Annotated in this window: 22 protein-coding genes; 5 read left to right on the forward strand and 17 right to left on the reverse strand. The window is 40.2% G+C overall.

The window, feature by feature from the left end; translation table 11 throughout:
- Positions 1-2: 2 nt before the first annotated feature.
- Positions 3-884 carry an ATP synthase F1 subunit gamma gene (gene atpG / locus ACRD69_RS06385; RefSeq protein WP_430814239.1) on the forward strand — a complete coding sequence of 294 codons (882 nt, stop codon included), beginning with the start codon at positions 3-5 and terminating at the stop codon, positions 882-884.
- Positions 885-945: 61 nt separating this feature from the next.
- Here the strand turns inward: atpG and ACRD69_RS06390 are convergent, their stop codons facing one another.
- The 8 genes from ACRD69_RS06390 to dnaG form a co-directional block, all read right to left on the reverse strand.
- Entirely contained in the window at positions 946-1647 is a 702-nt protein-coding gene (locus ACRD69_RS06390; protein WP_430814240.1) for an RDD family protein, read from the reverse strand.
- Between the two features lie 3 nt (positions 1648-1650).
- On the reverse strand, positions 1651-2562 hold the full coding sequence (locus ACRD69_RS06395) for a porin family protein (RefSeq protein ID WP_430814241.1): 912 nt from the start codon (positions 2560-2562) through the stop codon (positions 1651-1653).
- A 266-nt stretch (positions 2563-2828) separates the two neighbouring features.
- On the reverse strand, positions 2829-3005 hold the full coding sequence (locus ACRD69_RS06400) for a hypothetical protein (protein WP_430814242.1): 177 nt from the start codon (positions 3003-3005) through the stop codon (positions 2829-2831).
- Positions 3006-3095: 90 nt separating this feature from the next.
- On the reverse strand, positions 3096-3233 hold the full coding sequence (locus tag ACRD69_RS06405; RefSeq protein WP_430814243.1) for a hypothetical protein: 138 nt from the start codon (positions 3231-3233) through the stop codon (positions 3096-3098).
- A gap of 137 nt (positions 3234-3370) precedes the next feature.
- On the reverse strand, positions 3371-4603 hold the full coding sequence (locus ACRD69_RS06410) for a nucleoside recognition domain-containing protein (RefSeq protein WP_430814244.1): 1233 nt from the start codon (positions 4601-4603) through the stop codon (positions 3371-3373).
- A gap of 10 nt (positions 4604-4613) precedes the next feature.
- A complete protein-coding gene (locus ACRD69_RS06415) occupies positions 4614-5312 on the reverse strand; it encodes a LamG domain-containing protein (protein ID WP_430814245.1) in 699 nt (232 codons plus the stop codon).
- A gap of 92 nt (positions 5313-5404) precedes the next feature.
- On the reverse strand, positions 5405-5929 hold the full coding sequence (locus tag ACRD69_RS06420; RefSeq protein WP_430814246.1) for a pyridoxamine 5'-phosphate oxidase family protein: 525 nt from the start codon (positions 5927-5929) through the stop codon (positions 5405-5407).
- A gap of 17 nt (positions 5930-5946) precedes the next feature.
- Complete coding sequence (gene dnaG, locus ACRD69_RS06425) at positions 5947-7914, reverse strand: DNA primase (protein WP_430814247.1); 1968 nt, start codon at positions 7912-7914, stop codon at positions 5947-5949.
- Positions 7915-8132: 218 nt separating this feature from the next.
- Between dnaG and ACRD69_RS06430 the strand changes: the two genes are divergently transcribed.
- Positions 8133-8822, forward strand: coding sequence for an SIR2 family NAD-dependent protein deacylase (locus tag ACRD69_RS06430; protein WP_430814248.1), 690 nt, complete (start codon positions 8133-8135; stop codon positions 8820-8822).
- A 4-nt stretch (positions 8823-8826) separates the two neighbouring features.
- Positions 8827-9495, forward strand: a complete 669-nt coding sequence (locus ACRD69_RS06435) for a porin family protein (protein ID WP_430814249.1) — start codon at positions 8827-8829, stop codon at positions 9493-9495.
- Here the strand turns inward: ACRD69_RS06435 and ACRD69_RS06440 are convergent.
- On the reverse strand, positions 9472-10182 hold the full coding sequence (locus ACRD69_RS06440; protein ID WP_430814250.1) for a ComF family protein: 711 nt from the start codon (positions 10180-10182) through the stop codon (positions 9472-9474). The two genes, ACRD69_RS06435 and ACRD69_RS06440, sit on opposite strands and share 24 nt — an antisense overlap.
- Before the next feature lie 148 nt (positions 10183-10330).
- On the opposite strand from ACRD69_RS06440, the gene ACRD69_RS06445 reads away from it, so the two are divergent.
- Positions 10331-10681: a carboxypeptidase-like regulatory domain-containing protein gene (locus ACRD69_RS06445; protein ID WP_430814251.1), complete on the forward strand. Its 351-nt coding sequence runs from the start codon at positions 10331-10333 to the stop codon at positions 10679-10681.
- A 75-nt stretch (positions 10682-10756) separates the two neighbouring features.
- Here ACRD69_RS06445 and ACRD69_RS06450 read toward each other — a convergent pair whose 3' ends face one another.
- Positions 10757-11212, reverse strand: a complete 456-nt coding sequence (locus ACRD69_RS06450; RefSeq protein WP_430814252.1) for a toxin-antitoxin system YwqK family antitoxin — start codon at positions 11210-11212, stop codon at positions 10757-10759.
- Between the two features lie 441 nt (positions 11213-11653).
- On the opposite strand from ACRD69_RS06450, the gene ACRD69_RS06455 reads away from it, so the two are divergent.
- Positions 11654-13009, forward strand: a complete 1356-nt coding sequence (locus ACRD69_RS06455) for a UDP-N-acetylmuramate--L-alanine ligase (RefSeq protein WP_430814254.1) — start codon at positions 11654-11656, stop codon at positions 13007-13009.
- A 23-nt stretch (positions 13010-13032) separates the two neighbouring features.
- On the opposite strand, the gene ACRD69_RS06460 is transcribed toward ACRD69_RS06455, so the two are convergent.
- From ACRD69_RS06460 to ACRD69_RS06490, 7 genes are read right to left on the reverse strand one after another with little or no spacing between them, the layout of a single operon-like run.
- A complete protein-coding gene (locus tag ACRD69_RS06460) occupies positions 13033-15636 on the reverse strand; it encodes a PAS domain S-box protein (protein WP_430814255.1) in 2604 nt (867 codons plus the stop codon).
- A 20-nt stretch (positions 15637-15656) separates the two neighbouring features.
- A complete protein-coding gene (locus tag ACRD69_RS06465; protein ID WP_430814256.1) occupies positions 15657-16385 on the reverse strand; it encodes a GAF domain-containing protein in 729 nt (242 codons plus the stop codon).
- A gap of 1 nt (position 16386) precedes the next feature.
- Entirely contained in the window at positions 16387-16962 is a 576-nt protein-coding gene (locus tag ACRD69_RS06470; protein WP_430814257.1) for a chemotaxis protein CheB, read from the reverse strand.
- The gene (locus tag ACRD69_RS06475; RefSeq protein WP_430814258.1) at positions 16962-17783 is read right to left on the reverse strand and encodes a CheR family methyltransferase; all 822 of its coding nucleotides are present in this window, start codon (positions 17781-17783) and stop codon (positions 16962-16964) included. The genes ACRD69_RS06470 and ACRD69_RS06475 overlap by 1 nt, the downstream gene beginning before the upstream one ends.
- A gap of 1 nt (position 17784) precedes the next feature.
- Positions 17785-18627: a CheR family methyltransferase gene (locus tag ACRD69_RS06480; protein WP_430814259.1), complete on the reverse strand. Its 843-nt coding sequence runs from the start codon at positions 18625-18627 to the stop codon at positions 17785-17787.
- Positions 18628-18649: 22 nt separating this feature from the next.
- Complete coding sequence (locus ACRD69_RS06485; RefSeq protein ID WP_430814260.1) at positions 18650-20527, reverse strand: PAS domain S-box protein; 1878 nt, start codon at positions 20525-20527, stop codon at positions 18650-18652.
- Between the two features lie 48 nt (positions 20528-20575).
- A complete protein-coding gene (locus ACRD69_RS06490; RefSeq protein WP_430814261.1) occupies positions 20576-21652 on the reverse strand; it encodes a protein-glutamate methylesterase/protein-glutamine glutaminase in 1077 nt (358 codons plus the stop codon).
- Positions 21653-21738: the final 86 nt, after the last annotated feature.

Below are 21738 nucleotides of genomic sequence, written 5' to 3' on the forward strand. Positions count from 1 at the left end.
TTATGCCAAGTTTAAAGGACATACGTATTCGCATTAATTCGGTGAAAACAACCCGACAGGTTACCAGTGCCATGAAAATGGTATCGGCTGCCAAGTTCAAAAAGGCGCAGGACGATATTTCATACATACGTCCGTATGTTGACCGTTTGGCTGGCATCATCTATAAACTGTCTGGTTCATTGGATGAGGATTTTGAGTTGGAGTGGTCACAAGTACGTGAGCCGAATAAAATCCTGATCGTTCCCATTTCATCTAACAGGGGTCTTTGCGGAGCTTTCAATGCTAATGTCATCAAAGAAGTCGAGAGACTCTGCAAGGTTGATTTTAAGCTTCAGAACGCTCTCAACAACGTTGATATATTAGCAATAGGTAAACAGGCGCAGAAACTCCTTAATTCCCATGGCTACAACGTGGTCAAAGACCATAATGAGCTGTATTCGCACGTTAATTTTGAAAACGTAAGTGAAATTGCCAGCGAATTAATGGAAGCTTTCAGAAGCAGGAAATATGACAAGGTGGTGCTTGTTTATAACGAATACAAAAATGCCGCTGTACAAATAATGCGGGCCGAACAATTTTTGCCTATGGAGCTGCCAAGCGGCGAAGATGCCAAGGCAATGGTAACAGACTATATTATTGAGCCGGATGTACCTACGTTTATCAAAACGGTTATACCCGATGCCTTAAAAACAATGTTTTACAGGGTGATGCTTGAATCTTTGGCTTCTGAACACGGTGCACGCATGACATCAATGCACAAGGCCACGGATAATGCTACCGAAATGCTGAGTGAACTGCAGTTACAATACAACAAAGCACGTCAGGGTGCTATTACAACCGAAATACTGGAGATTGTTGGTGGTGCAGAAGCATTACAGAAATAAACCTGAAGTTGACTTAAGAAATATTAAAAAGCCACCAATTTGGTGGCTTTTGTTTTATCATTTATCGCGAATGGATTTTAAGAACTACTGTTCCCGCAATATGATCATGTAATGCACGTCTTTTCGAATCAAACAGCATTGTTACTATTTCCAGGATTGACCATGTGAGTGCTATTGCCATTACAAAAAACGCCGCATACAACACATATTCAGTATTTTCCAATAAGCCCAGTAGCGAAATGAGCTGAAACAAACCAATCAAGCCCAGTGGAACAATCTCCCTGTACAGAGCTTGTTTATATGTAATCTTCTTTTCTTCCGACTTGTCGTATATTTTTACGTTGGCAGCCATTTTTCCAATCGTTTGCCCGCAATATCCATGCATAATAATTGAATAGGCATAAGGAAGTAGAACCTCAATAATTCCAATTAATGTTAATAATACCACAGAATCAACAAAATAAAAGAGCTCAATAAACCATCCGGCAACGCTTAATACAATACCGTCCAATATTAACGCTCCAAACCTGGCTCCACCGGTATCATAGCGTTCACGGTAATTTATATCGCTCCGCCTATCGAATATTTCGTCTCTAATACTCTTTTCCCTCACCAATAACTCTTCTTCAGCATGACCTCTCGAAACAAGGATCTTAATAGCACACAACTTAGCATCATTAGTATGATCATTACTATCCAGGAGCTGCTTAAGCTCCTCGTCATTTTTTTTGTTATAGGTGTTATAAAAGTAATCTGTTCCCATATTTTATAGTTTTACGCCTATTCCAACTGTTAATGCACCACTTATATTTTTGGCTTTTGAATTAAGCCCGTAATAATTAGCCGAACGCACCATTGTGGTATAACCACTGCCCCAGGGTAATGGGGTCACTTCATAATCGTTATCATTCTTTTTATCCAGCTGTATGAGTCCAAGGCAAACTGACAGATCAACATTGAGGTAAAAGTGCTCACCAAGCGGATAATTAAGTCCACCGCCAAGATTCAATCCAACATCGAAGTTATTAGTATAATCCTTGTCCTCATCTTCTCCATAAACGTGCATTTCCATTACATTTATTTCATCTGCATTTGTTAAAGTCGGTGACCCATCAGAATAGTAATTGGACGCGACGCCCTCAAGAATGTTAATGTCAATTTCCGATTTAAGCAGATACCCCATATACATACCGCCCTGCACATAAAACAAGTTACTACCCCCAAAATACCATCTCGCAAAAACCGGCAGTGTCAGGTACTGATTATTGATCTCAATGTCATAAGCGCTTTTATGAACCTGTGTGTATGTGTCTTGTGTCAGAACATCGGTATTGGTATCTTCAATATGAATGCCTTTACCCTCGTAGTTAAGAGATGCAGCAACAGACAACCTTTCTTTGATAAAATATTCAAATGAGATACCAGCAACTAAATTGAGCCTCGCATCGCGCCACATGTTAACATCGTAGTCATGTTCGAGGCTTTCAGGATTTATAGCCGGAATTGTATAGTCCTCACTAAAAATAAACGTTTTATGAGGCGCTTCTGCATTTATAAAGCTGCTCATGGCAGGTCCGGCATGAATACTTACTATTTTCAATCTTTTGGTTTCATCCTGCGCATAGGATAAACAGTGCAAAAATAAGAAAATCAGCAGGGTTAAAAGTGTTTTGTTCATCGTATCAGGCTTAGTGTATTTGTATTTATTCCATTGCATTAAAGTCAACATGCCTAACAGTCATCATCCTTATCCATTTATCATGTGATAACAGTACTATCTTTTGCTGCGTCGCTAACTGACGACGTGAACAGTCGCTAACTGACGACAACAGGTGTCGTTAATTGGCGACAGGTGCAATACCTTATAATGATCATGCCCCATTGCACACTTATACTGTTTCAGCGGCATGACAATGTCTACCATTAAGCACTTATTGACAAAGCTTAGGACTGTGATTTTAGTTCCTCAATCTTCTTCAGACCTTCCTCCAAAGAAGCTACAACAATGCGAAAACCGTCATGATTGGCATTCTTGGCAGCATCTTGCAAACCAATTCTCTGCAAGGCATCAGGCATTATTTGTACAGAGCGGACCAGGTTATGGGTATTGGAATATTTCATCCCAAAACTCATGAGCTCTTTAACCTTTTCGTCAACAGGTTTAAACTCAGGTGCCAGTTCAATTAAAGAATAAAAAGGTAAACCGTTGAATCAATCAACTGCTTTGGCATACTCCTCTTTAAAACGGTCTCCAATTGCCTCAGCCACCTGCTTGTTCCAGCGGTTTTTAAGTTTAAGGTATAAAATGTCCTTTTTAGTCTGTAATTTAAAGTAATCAGTTGTGTCCATGCTTTGTTATTAAAGCAACAAAAATACTTTAATCAGATTCAACGAAGGTCATCCTCTATCAAGACAATATTATGTTTCATCAATAAGTTAGCACCATTGACCGATGGGGATTCTGAGAAAATGCTATTTGGAAAACCTTAACCAAAGAAGAGGTAAGCTAGTAGTATGGACGCGATAATTCCGGCAAAGTCAGCTATTAAACCGCAAGACAAGGCATGGCGGGTTTTCTTGATGCCAACGGAACCAAAATACACAGCCAATACATAGAATGTTGTATCTGTAGAGCCCTGAATGGTACTTGCCATCCGCCCGGCAAACGAATCAACACCGTGCGTATGAATCGCTTCTACCATCATACCACGGGCTGCTCCACCACTTAATGGCTTCATAAAGGCCGTTGGCAAAGCATCAACAAAACGATTATCAATACCTATAAAATTGGCCATAATTCGAAATCCTTCCAATAGAAAATCCATTGTTCCTGATGCCCTGAAAACACCTACAGCAACCAATATCGCAACCAGGAACGGAATGATCTTTATGGCAATATTAAATCCTTCCTTGGCCCCATCAATAAATGCATCATATACATTTACTTTTTTGCGGATGGCCATCAGGATAAAAGTGATAATCACAGAAAACAACAAAAGGTTTGCACCAAGTAAGGAAACGGTATTTACCTCATCTTTTGATAAACTGGTGAGGTAGTAGATAAATCCCCCTATAAGCAAACAAAAACTTCCCAAATAAGCTAATATCACCTTATCAAACAAGTTAATACGTTGCACAACTGAAACGGCAACGATTCCAACTATTGTACTAAAAAAGGTAGCTAATAATATGGGTAAAAATATGTCAGATGGATTAACGGCCAATTCGCTGGCACGAATTGCCATCACACTAATGGGTATAACTGTCAGACCGCTGGTATTAAGCACCAGGAACATTATCTGCGCATTGGACGCCGTATCACTGCTTTTATTGGTTGATTGAAGCTCCTGCATTGCTTTCAGTCCAACAGGTGTAGCGGCATTATCAAGTCCCAGCATGTTGGCAGCTATATTCATCATCATACTCCCATAGGCCGGATGATTCTTCGGTAATTCGGGAAACAAGCGACTGAAGAAAGGTCCGATTAACCGTGACATCACATTGATCATCCCGCCTTTTTCACCTATGCGCATGAGCCCCATCCACAGCGTTAAAGCGCCGGTCAGTCCCAGTGAAATATTAAAACCGGTCTTGGCACTATCAAAGGTGGCATTCATCATCTCTGGAAACACATCGACATCGCCGAAAAAGATCAGCCGAACCAGCCCGACAATAAAGGCGATCAGAAAAAACGCTATCCAAAGATAATTGAGGGCCATAGTTTAGTATTTATTCGAAGAATGATTTAGAACTTGTTTCAAAGGTTTTAGCACTTACTTTAAGGTTGTCAATCTTAAGTGCACTGTTTGATGAACCGAAACCAATATGACCTGATTCAAAAGCCTCATCGGTACATTGCAGCACTAATTCGCCATTAAAGTAAACTTTCACCTGCTTATCGGCCAGCGTACGTTCCATACGAATGTGTTGCCATTCCTTCATCTTCCAGATAACACCTTTATCTTTGACCGTACCTACCCGCTTTGGTTTTTCACCGTTTACCATAAACACGTTATGACTTTTTTTATCGGCTTTACTGGCCACCTGGGCATAGCAATAATGCTCCGTGTCCTTTATCCCAAAGAAGATACAAAAGTCGAGCAGGCTAAAATCCTTACCATTCTGTACCACATCCATTTCTATAACAAAATCACTTAGTTCAAAGTCATTTAGTACAGCAACCACAACAGGTCCCTCATGCGGGCTCTTATAGTCTCCCGAACCAAGGCACTTTAATGATTTACCAGGTTTACCATTCTTACTGATGATCCATTTTGAATCATCAGAAAAACTAAAGTCCTTGGTTGACTTATTGTTACTAAACCCCTGGTTGTAAACTACTTTATAGTCTTTAAATTCATTAGTTTGGGCAGTAGCTAGTGTAGAAAATCCTATTACAATAAGAAGAAGATAGTGTGAGATTCTCATTCTTTATTCGTTAAGTTTTAGTAATCAGTTACTAATATACAATAGTTCCCGGTTATACAGATGCCGGTACAATTATTTCTAAACAATCATCTTTACTTTGTACCCGGATGCTTTTTTAGTTCGTCCAGGTTTCGCTTTAACTTGTACTCATCATGAGGAGCACCAAATTCTTTACAGGTCACTTCGTCAATCGGCACCTTCCACATCTTCACATTGCGCACAGCCGGGTCACTATATTTGAATTCCTTTTCACTATAGGTCTTCATCAAAATATCAAGGGCTTCACGCTTCTCATCCATATCTTCTATCCACTGAACCTTTCCCATGGCAACCACACTTTTTGATGTCATGCGGTAACTGCATGCCACTTCCGGGTGTTGAAATACCAGCTCATTATCAATTGAGAAGGTGATACAGATATGAGGATTGTTATTCACGATATCAATTAATCGCCCTTCAGGAGCCGAATGAAGATAGATAACATTGTCTTTGTATCCATAGTTCATTGGAAGTACATAGGGCTTGTTATCAGGGTCAACCACGCCAACAAAACAAATATTGGCTTTTAATATGATAGCTTCAATAACCTCTTTATCAGTGTGATTTAATGTTTGCATATGTTTAGTTCTAGTTGTTATACAATTGTTCGTCCACCCAACTCTTTAGATATGTGTGCCAGTACCTGCTGCCATGTAGTGAGCTCCTGCATTACTTCCATCATTTCTTCCATATTGCCTGAGACTTCTAATTGCTGCAACTGCTGGCGTTTTTCTCTGATAACGAATTTTACCTTCTTCCATTTAAGCTCCATCACTATTTTGGGCACTAATTCGGCCAGCTTCTCTTCGGCATGTGTTACTACCCCAAACTTATTATGGATACGACTTAGATCGTGTTCCTTTCCGATAAGGTCAGATGCCAGTTTACTCAGATCAGGATCGGAGTTATTGACAAAAAACTTCAGAGCAGGTGTTTGGGCATTGGCTCCTGAAGCATCATATGCCTCCATCATTTTATTATAAAGCGGATTGGCGCTTAACAGGTCATCCTGCTTTAACTCGTGTAAAATATACTGTCCCACTGTCACCGACTCTTCTTCCTGCGGATTTACAGGACGTTCGCCAAACTTGACCATAAAACGCAGGATTTCACGTTCTTCAAGCTCAAGAGGGTTTGATGGTGTGCTTTGTCCTGCCACCTGTGTCGGAGATTGCTGTGCTCCTGCGCTGACCGGCGCCTGCTGCGGTGGTGGTGTTCCGGGACGGGGCGTATTACGTCTGAAATCTTCTTCCTGTTTCTTCTGTTGAAGCTTTCCGGTTTCCTGCATCAGAACCCGCTCATCAACCTTAAGCAGTGTGCTGCACTCTTTTACATATACCGAGCGTGTTATTGTATCGGGAATGATCGAAATGCTTCGTACAATATCCTGAATAAGCTGGGCCTTTTTGATCGGATCATTTTGAGCGTCGGCCAGCAACAGGGATGTTTTAAACTTGATAAAATCCTGCTGATGCTTTTCAATATAATCGGTGAGCTGCTCTTCACTTCGCTCTTTGGCAAAGGTATCGGGGTCTTCACCGTCAGGTAAAAGCAGGATCTTAACATTCATACCCTCAGCCAGAACCAGGTCAATACCTCTTAGAGAGGCCTTTAATCCTGCAGGGTCACCGTCATAGATGATAGTAATGTTTTTGGTAAAGCGAGCGATCAATCGTATCTGATCCGATGTTAAAGCAGTACCCGACGAGGCCACCACATTGCTGATACCCGCCTGATGAAACGACAGTACATCGGTATATCCCTCCACCAGGTAACAGCGATCTTTGCGGGTTACCTCTTGTTTGGCATGATAGATCCCATACAGGACCCGGCTCTTGTGATATATTTCCGACTCGGGCGAGTTCAGGTACTTGGCCGTCTTCTTATCATTCTTAAGTATTCGGCCACCAAAAGCTATGACCTTACCCGCAAGACTGTGAATGGGGAACATGACACGACCACGAAACCGATCGGCCTGATAGCTATCGCGTACTACACTCAATCCTGTCTTTTCAAGGTATTCAAGCTTATAGCCCTGCTTTTGCGCCTCTTTGGTTAAGGCATCACGCATTTCAGGCGAATACCCCAACTGGAACTTATCGATGATATCATCGCGAAATCCCCTGCTTCGAAAATAGGATAAACCCACTGACTTTCCTTCATCCGTTTCAGTCAGGTTCTTACTAAAATACTGACCGGCAAACTCACTGAGCACCAACATGCTTTCCCGCTCATTCTTCTGCTTCAGCTGTTCTGGCGAATACTCTTCTTCCTCAATGTGAATATTGAACTTCTTACCCAGGTACTTGATGGCATCAACAAACGACAATTGGTCGTGTTTCATCACAAAGTTGAGTGCATTACCACCCTCTCCACAACCGAAGCACTTAAATATGCCTTTATGGGGTGAAACAGTAAACGATGGGGTTTTTTCGTTATGAAACGGACAGTTACCCAGGAAATTAATTCCTCTGCGACGCAATGTTACATAATCAGATACAACCTCAACTATCTGACTGTTGGCTGTTTCCAAAACCTTATCTACTGTAACCTGATCAATCATTAAAAGGAATGCTATTTAGTTTTTTCGCAGTTTACAAAGATAGAAAAATAAGCCATTTCGAAGGTTTGATTTATGATGTTTGATGATCGCTTGATCTATTTATAATACCAGACGAAGCGAGGGTGCATTGAAGCGTTAACTTTCATTGCGATTTGTATTGGGGATTTGAATACTCACCGATTTGCTTTACTTTTATCTGACGATTAAATCATTGATTCATGAGCAAAAAGAAGTTGGTAGTATTAAGTGGTGCTGGTATCAGTGCCGAAAGTGGTATCAAAACATTCAGAGACAATAATGGATTGTGGGAAAATCATGATGTAACCGAGGTTGCCAGTCCTCAAGGCTGGGCAAAAGATCCACACCTTGTACTTGACTTCTACAATCAACGACGTAAACAGTTATATGAATGCCAGCCCAACAATGGCCATTATGGTCTTGTTGAACTGGAGAAGTACTTTGAGGTAAGTATTATAACTCAAAATATCGATGATCTGCATGAACAGGCTGGTAGTTCCGACGTTCTCCACTTGCATGGTGAGCTTAAGAAGGTGAGAAGTACCACAGACGAGTCGCTTGTTTATGATCTGGAAGGCTGGGAACTAAAATGGGGAGATACTTGTGAGAAAGGCTCACAGCTTCGTCCGCATATCGTTTGGTTTGGCGAGGCTGTTCCTGCTATTGAAACAGCTATAGAAATCGCAGCCCGGGCCGACATCTTCGTTGTTGTTGGTACATCCCTGAATGTTTATCCGGCTGCCGGATTATTGAATTACGTACCATCAGCTACTCCAATATACATTATCGATCCGCACCAGCCAGCCTTTACTCCATCAAAAAACATCACATTCATACAGGAAAAAGGCACAGAAGGTGTTCCTCAATTAATTAACCTACTAACAAACTAAACCAATGCGCAAACACATCCTGATCCTATTACTAGTACTATTTGTTACTGCATCATACGCACAGGACTTCCGGGCGGGTCCATTGCTGGGCATATCATTTTCCCAGGTAGACGGCGATAACTATGCCGGATACAATAAGGTTGGTTTAAACATGGGGGCCTTTGTCAGTCGGCAGATATCCGACAAATGGGACATTCAGTTAGATATTGCCTATATACAAAAGGGTAGTCGCGAAGCTCCGGATCCGGATAAAGGCAAGTATGACGACTATAAGATCGCATTGTCATACATTCAGTTTCCGCTTGTTGGACGCTACCACTACAAACAATTCTCAGCCGAAGGCGGCATATCAATTGGTGCACTGCTAAATAGCGAGGAAGAAATTGATGGCACGCCAATAGGAGATATACCATCACATGAGATTGTTCCTTTTCAGGATATCGAGTGGGCAACGGTATTTGGATTGAACTACCATTTTAATGATCGATTATGGCTGAATGTACGCTGGTTATACTCCATTAACCGCGTTCGCATTCCATACGATGGTGAAATACCGGTTTATAATCCAAAGCCACACTGGCTAAGCCGAAAGCCCGGGCAATACAATAATAACTTTGTGGTTACCGCCTATTACTCATTTAATAAATTACTACAATCGGGCACAGGCAATTGAAGCAACGCTTATCTTTGTGCCAGGCACAGTACTTAATTGATTAACACAAGCTTCCATGGTTGAACCCGTGGTTATAACATCATCTACTAAAAGAATGTGCCTGTTGCGCAATTGATCGGGATCAGTCACCCTGAATATATTCTCAACATTTTGCCATCGCTCAAAACGCCCTTTCCGCGTCTGTGAAAGTGTGTGAATATTTCGTATGACTGAGCTTACTTCTACCTGCATACCCATAAACGTAGCTATTCCGTTGGCAATAAGCTCGGCCTGGTTATATCCCCTCATGGCCTTTTTTCTCGGATGCAGAGGAATTGGAATGATGCAGTCAAAACCATTGTTTTCTGATTGTGTAATGATCTTTCCCAGTTCTTGTCCCAACACTTCACCCAGTCGCCTGTTGCCCCTGTATTTAATTTCATACAACAATTGCTGAACACGTTCTCCTTTTTTATAGTAGTACAATGCATAGGCCAGCTCAATTTTACAGCGTCCCCACATCATAATGGAAATTTGATTATCATGAGGCTTTTTCTCAAAATGAGTCCGGGGCAACAACCTTAAGCACATTTTACAAATCTCAACTTCACCTTTAAATAAATGCGTTCCACAACAAGCACATACAGGTGGAAAAAATAAATCCCCAATGGCAGAAACAGCGTCTGTTAACTTTTTGGTAAAACTCATATTATCAGTTTTATACACAGAATATTGAAGTCATTACAAACATCAAGATAATGAATAGTTAACAGACACTTAAACATCCAATAAAAACTATTTAACGATAAGGTAACATAGCTGCCATATTTTTGTCATCAGATAATTAAACAAGATTATGAAGACACAGGTTATTATATTGGTTGCTTTATTATTTGCCGGAGTTTCAAACATTAAAGCAGAGAAGGAAGAGATTTCGAAAGAAACAGCTACAACTTTAACTACCTCTATTTCTGGAACAATTACAGATGCTGCAACGGGTGAAAACCTTGTTGGGGTTAAGGTAGTTTTAGAAGAACTTAATACAGTCGTGTATACTGACTTTGATGGTAACTTTGAGTTCACGGATGTATCGCAGGGTAACTACACAGTTTCGACCGACTATGTATCATACAAGACTGATGATTCAGTTTCAGTTGACACTAAAAAAGCAAATTGCCTTAATATCAAGCTTGAGGCGGATTTGTAAAAAGAAATTTTAATGAAAAATAAAAGAGCGACCAAATTGGTCGCTCTTTTATTTTGTGTCTATTACTAAACTACACTAGTACTTTTTAGTTCCAACTACTTTACCCGCTGCATCCCAAATAGTCCAGATACTGTCTTTGGCTCCGTCATTATAGGACATTTCATAACGCTTCACGCCATTTTCATCCCAAATAAACCATTTGCCATGTTTTTTACCACCTTTGTAGTTGGCAATACCGGTTTTGACACCGCTTGCTTCATAGGTACTCCATGTTCCATCCATCTTATTATTTAAGAAAGAGCGGATTTCCTTGGTTTTACCATTTTCGAAATAAATTGTAGTAAGCCCGTGTTTTTCGCCGTCCACCACGTTCATCTCTAATTTTTTACCACCAGACTCGTAATATTCAACATATAGTCCTGAATATAATTCGTTATTCTGATTGTAATATTTACCGTCTTTTTCAGTTAATTGTGCGTCAACAGCTACAACACCGAAAACCATTAGAAATACTAATACTAACTTGTTCATAAGGCCTCCAATTTTTTACGTTTATACTAATTCCCAAAAGTCCTGTGTGTATACTTTTTTCGCATCAATATGACGTACGAAAACCCCATTGAGTTAAGGCAAAGTTAACATTTAATTCACACTGAGTAAAGAATTTGCATATTTTTTAGCCTGTAATGCTATAAAACACGTTTTGAAACTTTTAAAAAAACATTGTCTTAACCTTCTCTTAACATTGAAATTAACAGACATGCCGCTCATAGCCAGGGCCTAAGCATCAAAGGTGCAAGTAGGAGTTATTAATGGCACCTAAAAAAGGCTCCAGTATTAACAATGGCGACATATTCTGTTATTTAACCATGCTTATTATCCTCAGTTTTTCCTTTATTATTTACATTTACAGGAATATTAAGGAATCCTATAGATGAGACCATCACCAGGATTATTAGAAACTGTAAACACATGAGAGTTCATTTCATAGCAATAGGAGGAAGTGCCATGCATAACCTGGCCATCGCACTTCATTTAAAAGGATTCAATGTCAGCGGATCTGATGATGAGATATTTGAACCGTCAAAATCGCGCTTAAGCAAGCATGGCTTATTACCCCGAAATGAAGGTTGGCATCCTGAGTTAATAACACCTGATCTGGATGCTATCATTTTAGGCATGCATGCACGTAAGAATAATCCTGAATTATTAAAAGCTCAGGAGTTGGGCCTTAAGATATTTTCATACCCAGAGTATCTGTATGAACAAACCAGGGACAAGAAACGTGTCGTCATAGGAGGTAGCCATGGTAAAACAACAACCACGGCTATGGTCATGCATGTACTAAAAAAACTGGGAAGGGATTTCGATTATATGGTAGGTGCCCAACTCGAGGGATTCGACACCATGGTTAAGCTCACTAAGGAGGCTCCTGTTGCCGTTTTTGAAGGAGACGAATATTTGTCCTCACCCATTGATTTAACACCAAAATTTCATTGGTATAAGCCTCACGTTGCCATGCTAACGGGTATTGCCTGGGACCACATGAATGTATTTCCAACATGGGAGAACTATACCAGTCAGTTTACCACCTTTGCCAATAGCATAAACCCAGATGGTTCGCTCATCTATTATGACGGTGACGAGGAACTTCGAAAAATTGCGGCACGGTTTCAAACGGAACCCAAAACAATAGCATACGATACTATTGAGCACGAAAATACGAACGGTCAAACGATAATAAAGTGGCAGGGGAAAAGATATCCGATGGAGATATTTGGTGACCATAACCTGCAGAATCTTAACGGTGCTCGTTTGGTTTGTAATGAACTCAACATTAGCGATGATGACTTTTTAACGGCCATGCAAAGCTTTAAAGGGGCTGCCAAGCGTTTGCAATTACTTGAAAAAAGAGATAACTGCAACATTTACCTTGATTTTGCCCACTCGCCAAGTAAACTAAAAGCAACAGTTTCGGCCATGAAGCGTCAGTTTAAAAATAGAAGGCTGATAGCTGTAATGGAACTGCATACTTTCAGCAGCCTCAACAAGGCTTTTCTTCCACAATACAAACGAAGCATGGTAGAAGCAGACATACCAATCGTCTTTTTTAACCCGGAGGTATTGAAACATAAAAAGCTGCCTGAGCTGGATAAGGAAGATATTGCTTCTGCTTTTGATCAAACAGGGCTGCAGGTGATCACCAGATCAAACGAGTTGGTTGAATGGCTAAAACAACAGTCGTATGATAACACCAATCTGTTGATCATGACCTCGGGTAATTTCTCGGGACTTGATATCAAACAGCTGGCAAAGGAATTAATATAGAAAACCAGGAGTTGTAGCCCCGGCTACAACTCAATTCCTATTAACAATACATCATCAACCTGCTTAAGCTCACCCATCCAGTCGTAGAAATCGTTGGAGAAATGACGCTCAAAATGAGCCATGGTCTGATTTGGCTCAGCTTCCAGTGCCTCTCTGATACGCTTAGACTGGTATTTACGTCCTTTAGGCCCTCCAACCTGATCAGGAAGACCATCGGAGAAAATAAAGAACTGATCACCTTTCTTATACTGAACAATGTTGTTCTCAAAGTCTTTTTCTACTTTTCTTGCCAACGGTTTACCACCAATACCTTTTCGTGAACCTTTATAAACACTCAACTCTCCATCGCTTAAATAATACAATGGGTTATGAGCTCCGGCAAATTGCAATTCATTGGACTCAAGATCAATCTTTACAAGCGCCAGGTCCATACCATCACGTCCGTTGGAACCTTCCTGATCCTGACGTAAGGTGCGTCGAACATCAAGATGTAGCTTATCAAGCAGTTCGGCTGCTGTAACACTATCACTTGCATTGACAATGTTGTTCATCAGGAAATAACCAATGAAAGACAGCAGGGCGCCCGGAACGCCATGACCTGTACAATCAACCGCGGCTACATAGAAGTGATTATCTTTCTTAAACATCCAGGGGAAATCACCACTCACAACATCTTTTGGACGGTAAAAGATAAATGAACGTGGGAAGAACTGCTGCAATACATTCGTATCAGGCAATATGGCTGTCTGAATACGCTGTGCATAGTTAATACTGTCAGATATCTTTTTATTCTTCTCTTTTATTTCCTGTTCAATTTTCTTGAACTCGGTCATATCATGGGCCACAAATAAAACAGACTCCAAGTCTTTGTCTTCATTCAATTCGGGAATGGCCTTAATCTCCATGATAAGCGTTTGCTCTGAGGCTTCCACTTCAATTTCTGAAATGATCTGCTCTTCCTCTCTCCGAATCTGCTTTAACGAATCAAGCATGTATTCCTTGAATCGCTCATCAATGTCAAGTTCAGTAACGCGTTTCTTAACCAGGTCAGTGGCCGGAACACCAATGAAATCGGCAACTTTAGGATTCACATACACCAACTTACCTCCTGTGTTAATACGGATGATCATATCAGGAGAGTTTTCTGAAAGTGATTGCATACGGCTCTTCATGCGTTCCTCTTTCTCTGCCCTTTTTCGCTCAGTTATATCCTGGGTATTGAAGATGATACCCTTAATGGCAGGATCATGCAACAGGTTCTTACCTGTTGTTTCCAGAAACAGCTTTTCACCACTTTTCTTTAAATACGTATACTGTGCTGTTTGTTCCCCGCCGGGTGTCACCAGTAGATATTGAAACAAATTATTTATGGTCTTAAATCCCCGCGGAGTCATTAATTCAGGGTCCATACCACTCACTTCATCATCTGCATTATAGCCTAGGATCTGTTTGACAGAAGGGCTTTCAAACACCAGCTCCTGCTTCTCATTATAAATCGATATAAACTCCGACGCGTTGGTTAATAAGGCTTCCAAGCGCTGTTGAGCATGCTCCACTTCCTGAATATGCCCTTCCAGCAACTTATTGGACTTCTCAAGTTCCTCCTGAGCCTCTAACATTTCAGCGGCATTTAACTGTAACTGCTTTTCATTTTCCCTAAGCGTTACTGTCATCTCCTGCGACTCCTGAAGCAATAGCTCTGTTTGTTCATTGATCTTCAAATTATAAAAAGTACGACCAATGACGCTACTTAACTCTTCCGCAAATTTGATCACATGCCTGGGCAGTCTTTCCTGTAAATATCCAATTTCAAATACTCCCTGTAATTCTTCCTCTTGCAATAACGGTACAATCAATAAACTTTTTGGCTTCTTGTCGCCCAGCAACCCTGATGTCACATGAAAATAATCATCAGGTATTTCAGTTCGGTATATCAATTGCTTTTCATACGCCACATCACCTAACAGTCCCTTTCCTACCGGAATCACTTGTTTCTCATATCGCTTACGATTATGAGCATATGTGGCGATATTTACAAGCTGATTATCTTTTAATAAATACAAGCTTCCCTGCAATCCTCCTGAATATTCGATAATACCCCTGATCACATCATCGGCCAGAAAATTAACCTTATTGTGGGAGCGGAGTATATCAGAAATTTTTTCTTTCCCCTTAGACACCCAGTTATAAGCCTCCTCCTTTGATTTTGTATTCTTAAGATTTGCTCCCAGGTTAAACAAGGTCTCTGACAGTTTACCATCAATTAATTCAATATCATCCAACTCTCCGCGGCCAATTTTCTCAGCCAATTCTATATTTTGACTTAATTGCTGTTTGAGGGAGTCTATTTCGCCTGCTAATTTTTTCTTTTGTTGCGTATTATAGTTAATAATCGTCAGAATTACCACCGGTATAGAAATAACCAACAGATCTATTCCCCATACCAGAAGCGAGCGGTGAATAACGGCTATATTGCGCGGAGAAAAATACAAGTCATTAAATGACATGAATCCTGTCCACACCAGAAATAATATGAACAATAAACCCAGCATTAATAAATACCAGTCCCGCTCGCTAAAAACTGACATTGATATTAATTGCTTTATTTTTTTCGAAAATCTAGCCATATCTCAAATTTCTCGGGTAATTACTTATCTTCTCCTAACTGATTCCATACATCAACCAGGTCAAGCTTTTTAAACGCTGCTATCTCCAGCACAATTCCACTGCCCTCATTTATTAAAGGCAGAATATACAATACCAATGGTCTGGTATTTCCTGAACCTGAACCAACCTCTATATAATCAGCAGGAACATCACTTATTTCCATGGCTTTATTATCAGCAATTGCCTGGGCATGCAATCCATCTTCCAACTCAATGGGTGGTATGCTGGTTTCTTCATCAATACCATATAAACTAACAGGAACATATTGCTTTTCATCATTACTGCAGTACCCCACGGCAGCCATTACTTCATACCTGTCGGTTATGCCTTTCAACAGATCTTTTACAGTCGTTTCTCTATCGCTGCCAATCTTACTTTTCATTGATGAAATAAATAAATCGCTATCCAAATCATCGTTTTCACCACCATTTAGCCTCTCCTGTTCAAAAGCCTTAAGCTTCGATTTTAAACGACTTATCTCCGCTTGCCTCTTGACACATTCCTTATTCATACCAGCTTCATCACTGCCATGCATACATGTTTCTATAAAATTAAGGATGTAATAGATGATGTATAGAATAACAAAAAACGAAAGTATCTCAAATACAATGAATGTAGTAGGTATTTCTCCACCAATAAAAGCATATTTAACCAATGCAAACAGGAAGAATAATGCCCCCAGCAGGAATATATGTCTGTTTTTCCTCATATTATTGAATGGCTAATTGGTTTAAGTACTTTGATATGTCCTCAGGCGATAAAACATGGTCAGGCTTAATTAAGCGAGCAACACTTTTGGGCATTGTATCCATTTCACAGGTCTTTGGATCCTGGATTATTGTAACACCCTTTTTATCTGCAATATCCTTCATTCCTTTGGCTCCGTCTTTATTGGCTCCTGTCAAAACGATACCAATAAGCTTGTTGCGATAGACATAAGCTGCAGAAGTAAGTGTATGGTCTATTGATGGTCTACTGTGGTTTAAAGGCTTTTCCGTTGATAAAGAAAAGGTGCCATCATACTCAACGAACATGTGATAATTAGATGGAGCCAGGTAAACCTTACCGGCCACAATCTGCTCCTTATCATTAGGTTCAATAACTTCAAGCTTTGACTTTAAGCGGATGCTTTCAACCAGGCCGGAACGAACGTGTTTAAGACGATGAAGACATATAATAACCGGCAATGGAAAGTCTTCCCTAAGCTGCGACAACAGTTTAGATACAACCGAAAAACTTCCGGCAGAACCTCCAATAACAACAGCTTTATATTTTGGTCTTATCATTAGTCTCTTAAAAATTTAAACTTATTGTAGATTTTCTCCTTCGCATCAATACATTCAAAACGATTGTCATATGGAGCGGCCAGCTGCTCTTTAACACCAAGGCATAAAAATCCACCTGAAACCAGGGAATTATCAACTACCTCTTTTACAACCTGGTGATAGTCTTTGGCGTAATAAAGCATACTGTTACGAATGATTATCAAATCACAAGGTTGACCGGGGGTTTCTTCGATCCCACCCTTCTTAATCTGAACCTGATCAAGTAAAGACAGGTCAAACTTTAAACCTTCATCTGTTTCCCTGAAATAATCTTCAATACTGCCTATTCCTTCAAACCGCTTATAGTTATAGGCATTAATATCCATCTTTTTAGATGATAGCTGCCCGTTTTTGATTTTCCCACAACCAATATCTGAAGTATTATTGATGATGATATGTGCTTTTGTATGACAGTTTAGCTCTTTCAACAAAATCAACAGGCTATATAACTCTTCGCCTGAAGCCACATCGGGAAACCAGATTCTGAAATCAACTCCCGAATAGTAATCATTGATAATTTTTCTCAGATGACGCCAAAAACCAGCGTCTCTGAAAAGCTCAGTGGTCTCAACCGAAAAAAAATGGCGAAACTCGTCAGCAAATTCCTCATTATTCAGTTGTTCCAGTAGATGCTCTGCCTTGCGAATGCCATGCATTTCAATAAATTGGGATAGACGGCGCTTAAAGAAAGAATGCGTCATATGCCTGAATGGCAAGTTAAGCTGATCGCTCAACTGCTCAGATAACACTCTTAATTCACTGATATTAAAACCTAATGCCATACTATTGATATTTAAAATGAAACACATTAGTTTTAGTATACAGCGGTCCGTTCTTCGAAAACTTGGTTTTATAAAAACCCGTCAGGCTTTCATGATTACCAAGTATCATTGAACCCTTGGGGTACAATTGATTATGGAACATCTGATAAATTTTAGACTGCAGACTTGCATTAAAATAGATCAATACATTGCGGCAAAAGATCACATCAAACTTATTGTAAAAAGGCACTTTTTCCTGTACCAGGTCATGCTGTCTTACCTCCACCTTATTGATCAGAAACTCTTTAACATTGATCCGGTCATTATCATGATCAAAGTCAAAATACTTGTCAAAGTCTATCGATGATATTCCCTGAATAGGCGTTTTCTTAATAACATCCTGAAAGTCTGTCAGCTGTTTCTTGTTAAAGTCGTAACGATAACTTCCTTTCTTACATTGACGCACCATTCCCAGGCTGATATCTGTTGCGTAAATCCTTGCCTGATCAAGCAGACCCAACTCATTAAGGATGATCATATTGGAGTACACCTCCATTCCTGAACTACACCCGGCATGCCAGATATTGAATGATTTCTTTCCTTTTAATATGGGATACAACTTTTCGTAATAAACAGGCCACACCTCCGGGTCACGAAACAACTCGGTGGTGTTAACAGTGATATCTTCGACCAGACGCTCTACAAATCCTTTGTCCTTTTGCGTTTTTTCAAGCAGTTCATCAATCGTAAGCCCATTGTCCATTATCACCTTTTGCAACCTCCTCTTGATCGAATTATCAGAGTAATCGCTAAAGTCATAAGGCGTATTGTCTTTCAATACTTTTAAATATTGCTTGAAATCCATTGAATTGACAATTAGAGATGATCTAAAACAATTCCACTTCTACCTGCTGGATAAAGGCTGTGTAAGAATGGTCTTCTCCCACTTGTGCTTCAGAAAGCAGGAATAACACAGGTTCTTCACTTCCAACCTTATTCTTGATCGGCGCTTCACGGCGCTCACCAATTATTTTATCCTTATCAGCAGATACCAAAGCAGAAATAAACTCATCATTGGCAGCTGTTTGTTCCGAGAACAACATGGAAACGTGTTGTCCCAATACTTCGTTGCGCTCATAACCCCATAGCTTTTCAGCAGCGGCATTGAAAAATTCGACAATCCCGTCCTTATTGGTTGTTATGATGGAGTCTAGCGCTCCCTCCAGCGTTTTCTCGTTACGTATTTTAACAGCTTCGACTTCTTTAAACTGCTCAGTAATTTCTTTTTTAGCCTCTTCAAGCATTACGCCCAATTCGTCTTTACTATGCTTAAGTTCCTCCTCCATCTTTACCTGCTCGGTAATGTCATTTTCAAGACTCAGGATCTTAATGATTTCACCTTCGTGATCAATAACAGGAGTGTAGGTTGTCAGCAAATAAATTTCATCGCCCATCTTTGTTCGACGACGCACACGGCCCTTAAAGTTATGCCCATTGCGCAGATCAGTTAAGATCTGATCCATCTCTGCAACATCATCTTTAAAGAAGAATATTTTAATGTTTTGCCCCTCAATTTCTTCAGGGTTATAACGGAATGTTCGTAAGAAATTTTGATTGACATTGATCAATGTCCCATCTGTTTCGAACTCAGAACTGATGGCAGCATGTTCAATGGCTTCAAGAATACCCTTCATCTCTACCTCACGCCTGTCGCTTTCTTCCTGGGTAGCCTGCATCTCCTCAAGGTTCTGTCGCAATTCTTCTTCCTGCTGTAACATTCGCTCAGCCTGGTTTTGCGTTTCCTTAAGCAGTTTTGTTGTACGAATGGTATTTTGAACCGATGATATCGTTAAAGCGATACTCTCTGCGATCTTTTCTACAAACTCCACTTCAAATTCGGCGAAGTCTTTAAACGATGCCATTTCAAGCACACCATATACTTCATCATTAGTTTTAAGCGGTACAATAAGAATAGAACGCGGATTGGCATCACCCAATCCCGATGTAATATTTAGATAATTATCTGGTACATCTGTTAAATGGATCGTTTGTTTTTCAAGAGCACAACGTCCGATCAAGCCTTCTTCCCAATTAATGCGTTTATCGGCAAACTTCTTACGATCGTAAGCAACACATGCTGTTAATTCAAAGTACCTGTCTTTATTATTGATGGTATTCAACAGATAAAAACCAGCCTGGTTGATTTTCATATAATCCACCAGGTACCTGATGATGTTATAACTAAGGTCTTCGATATTATCATTTTCCTTACGTAATAACTCACCAAAATGCGCTAAACCTTGCGTTACCCAAGTGCGTTGATCTTCTTCAAGACGGCGTTGTTCAATATCTTTTTTACTCTGGATCAGGTAATCACGCAAACGTAATAATGATTGTCCAAGTTTATCGTTACGATTAGCCAGGTTTAAATCCGATTCAAAATTATCCTGCCTGAGGTTCTCCACAAACTCGTGTACCTGTTCGCTTTTTGATGCTTCCTGTTTGATATGTTTACGCTGCTTACGAATAAACACTGCAAAATTACCTGCTATCAGGTAGCCAGCTAATGCAGTAATAAATGGCAAACACGTTATCCACCATAAACCAGGGAAAAACCGGTACAGGTTATAAAATGTTACCGGTTGATTAACATGTTCAAAAACGCTTGTACTCGATACTAATGTCAGGATATAAATAAATATCCCAAGCATAAATCCTCGTAAAGTATATCTGCTTCTGATATTCTTAATATTGACCTTTGCCATATGTAATATTCTTAAATAGTCGAATGATAAAAATAGTAATTATTGCGCTTATCCTAACCGGGAAACCAAATAAGAGGCCATTTTATCTAAAGGCATGACTTTTTCAGCTGCATCAAGCTTAATCGCTTCTTTAGGCATACCAAAAACAATGGATGACGCTTCGTCCTGAGCAACAGTATGAGCACCTGACTCTTTTAACTCCAGCAGCCCTTTTGCTCCATCATTTCCCATTCCCGTAAGTAAAAAGCCTGTCGCATTATTACCCGCATAACGCGCTGCTGAGCGAAATAATACATCCACCGATGGTCGGTGTCGGTTAACGAGAGGGCCTTCTTTCACTTCAACCATGTATTCCTTTCCAACCCGTTTAAGTAACATATGTTTACTTCCCGGAGCTATCAAGACACGTCCCTGGTATAACTTATCACCATTTTCCGCTTCTTTTACTTCCAGACCACAAATATTATTAAGGCTGTTGGCAAATGATTTGGTGAAACCTTCAGGCATATGCTGTACTATGGCAATACCAGGCACTTTGGGTGGTAAATCCTTTAAAAAGTTACGAATAGCCTCGGTCCCACCTGTTGATGCACCCAAAACAACCACTTTTTCTGTATCTATGATCTGCTTAAAGCTCGACGCTTTATTCAGGATAACATCAGCCGAATATTTTGGCTTAACAGTTGTTGCAACAGGTGTTGCGATCTTACGACGTTTCAGTTTGACCTGTGCAGCAGCTTTAACGGCATCGCAAAGCATTATTTTTGATTCATTGATAAACTGCGCCGCATTCATTGCAGGCTTACCAATGATCTCACTGGCACCGTACTCAAGAGCTTTCATGGCAACTTCGGTACCTTCGGTTGTTAAGCTGGATATTACTACAACGGGAATAGGATGTTGCGACATAATTTTACGCAGGAATGTTAAGCCATCCATACGTGGCATTTCGATATCCAGCGTGATCACATCCGGAATCTCTTTCATGATCTTCTTTACCGCTATAATAGGATCGGCAGCCGTTCCCATTACTTCAATGCCCGGATCAGATTCAAGGATTGAAGACAAGCTCTGCCTGACAACCGCAGAATCATCAACTACTAATACTCGAATCTTTTTCTTCATGCGTTAAAACTTTACTCATTAACAGAAATCCCAATTTCCCTATTAAATCGTTTCACCCTTATAAGGTTACTATATCCCGTTTTTTC

This window comes from Carboxylicivirga agarovorans, assembly GCF_050589845.1.
GTDB lineage: Bacteria > Bacteroidota > Bacteroidia > Bacteroidales > Marinilabiliaceae > Carboxylicivirga > Carboxylicivirga agarovorans.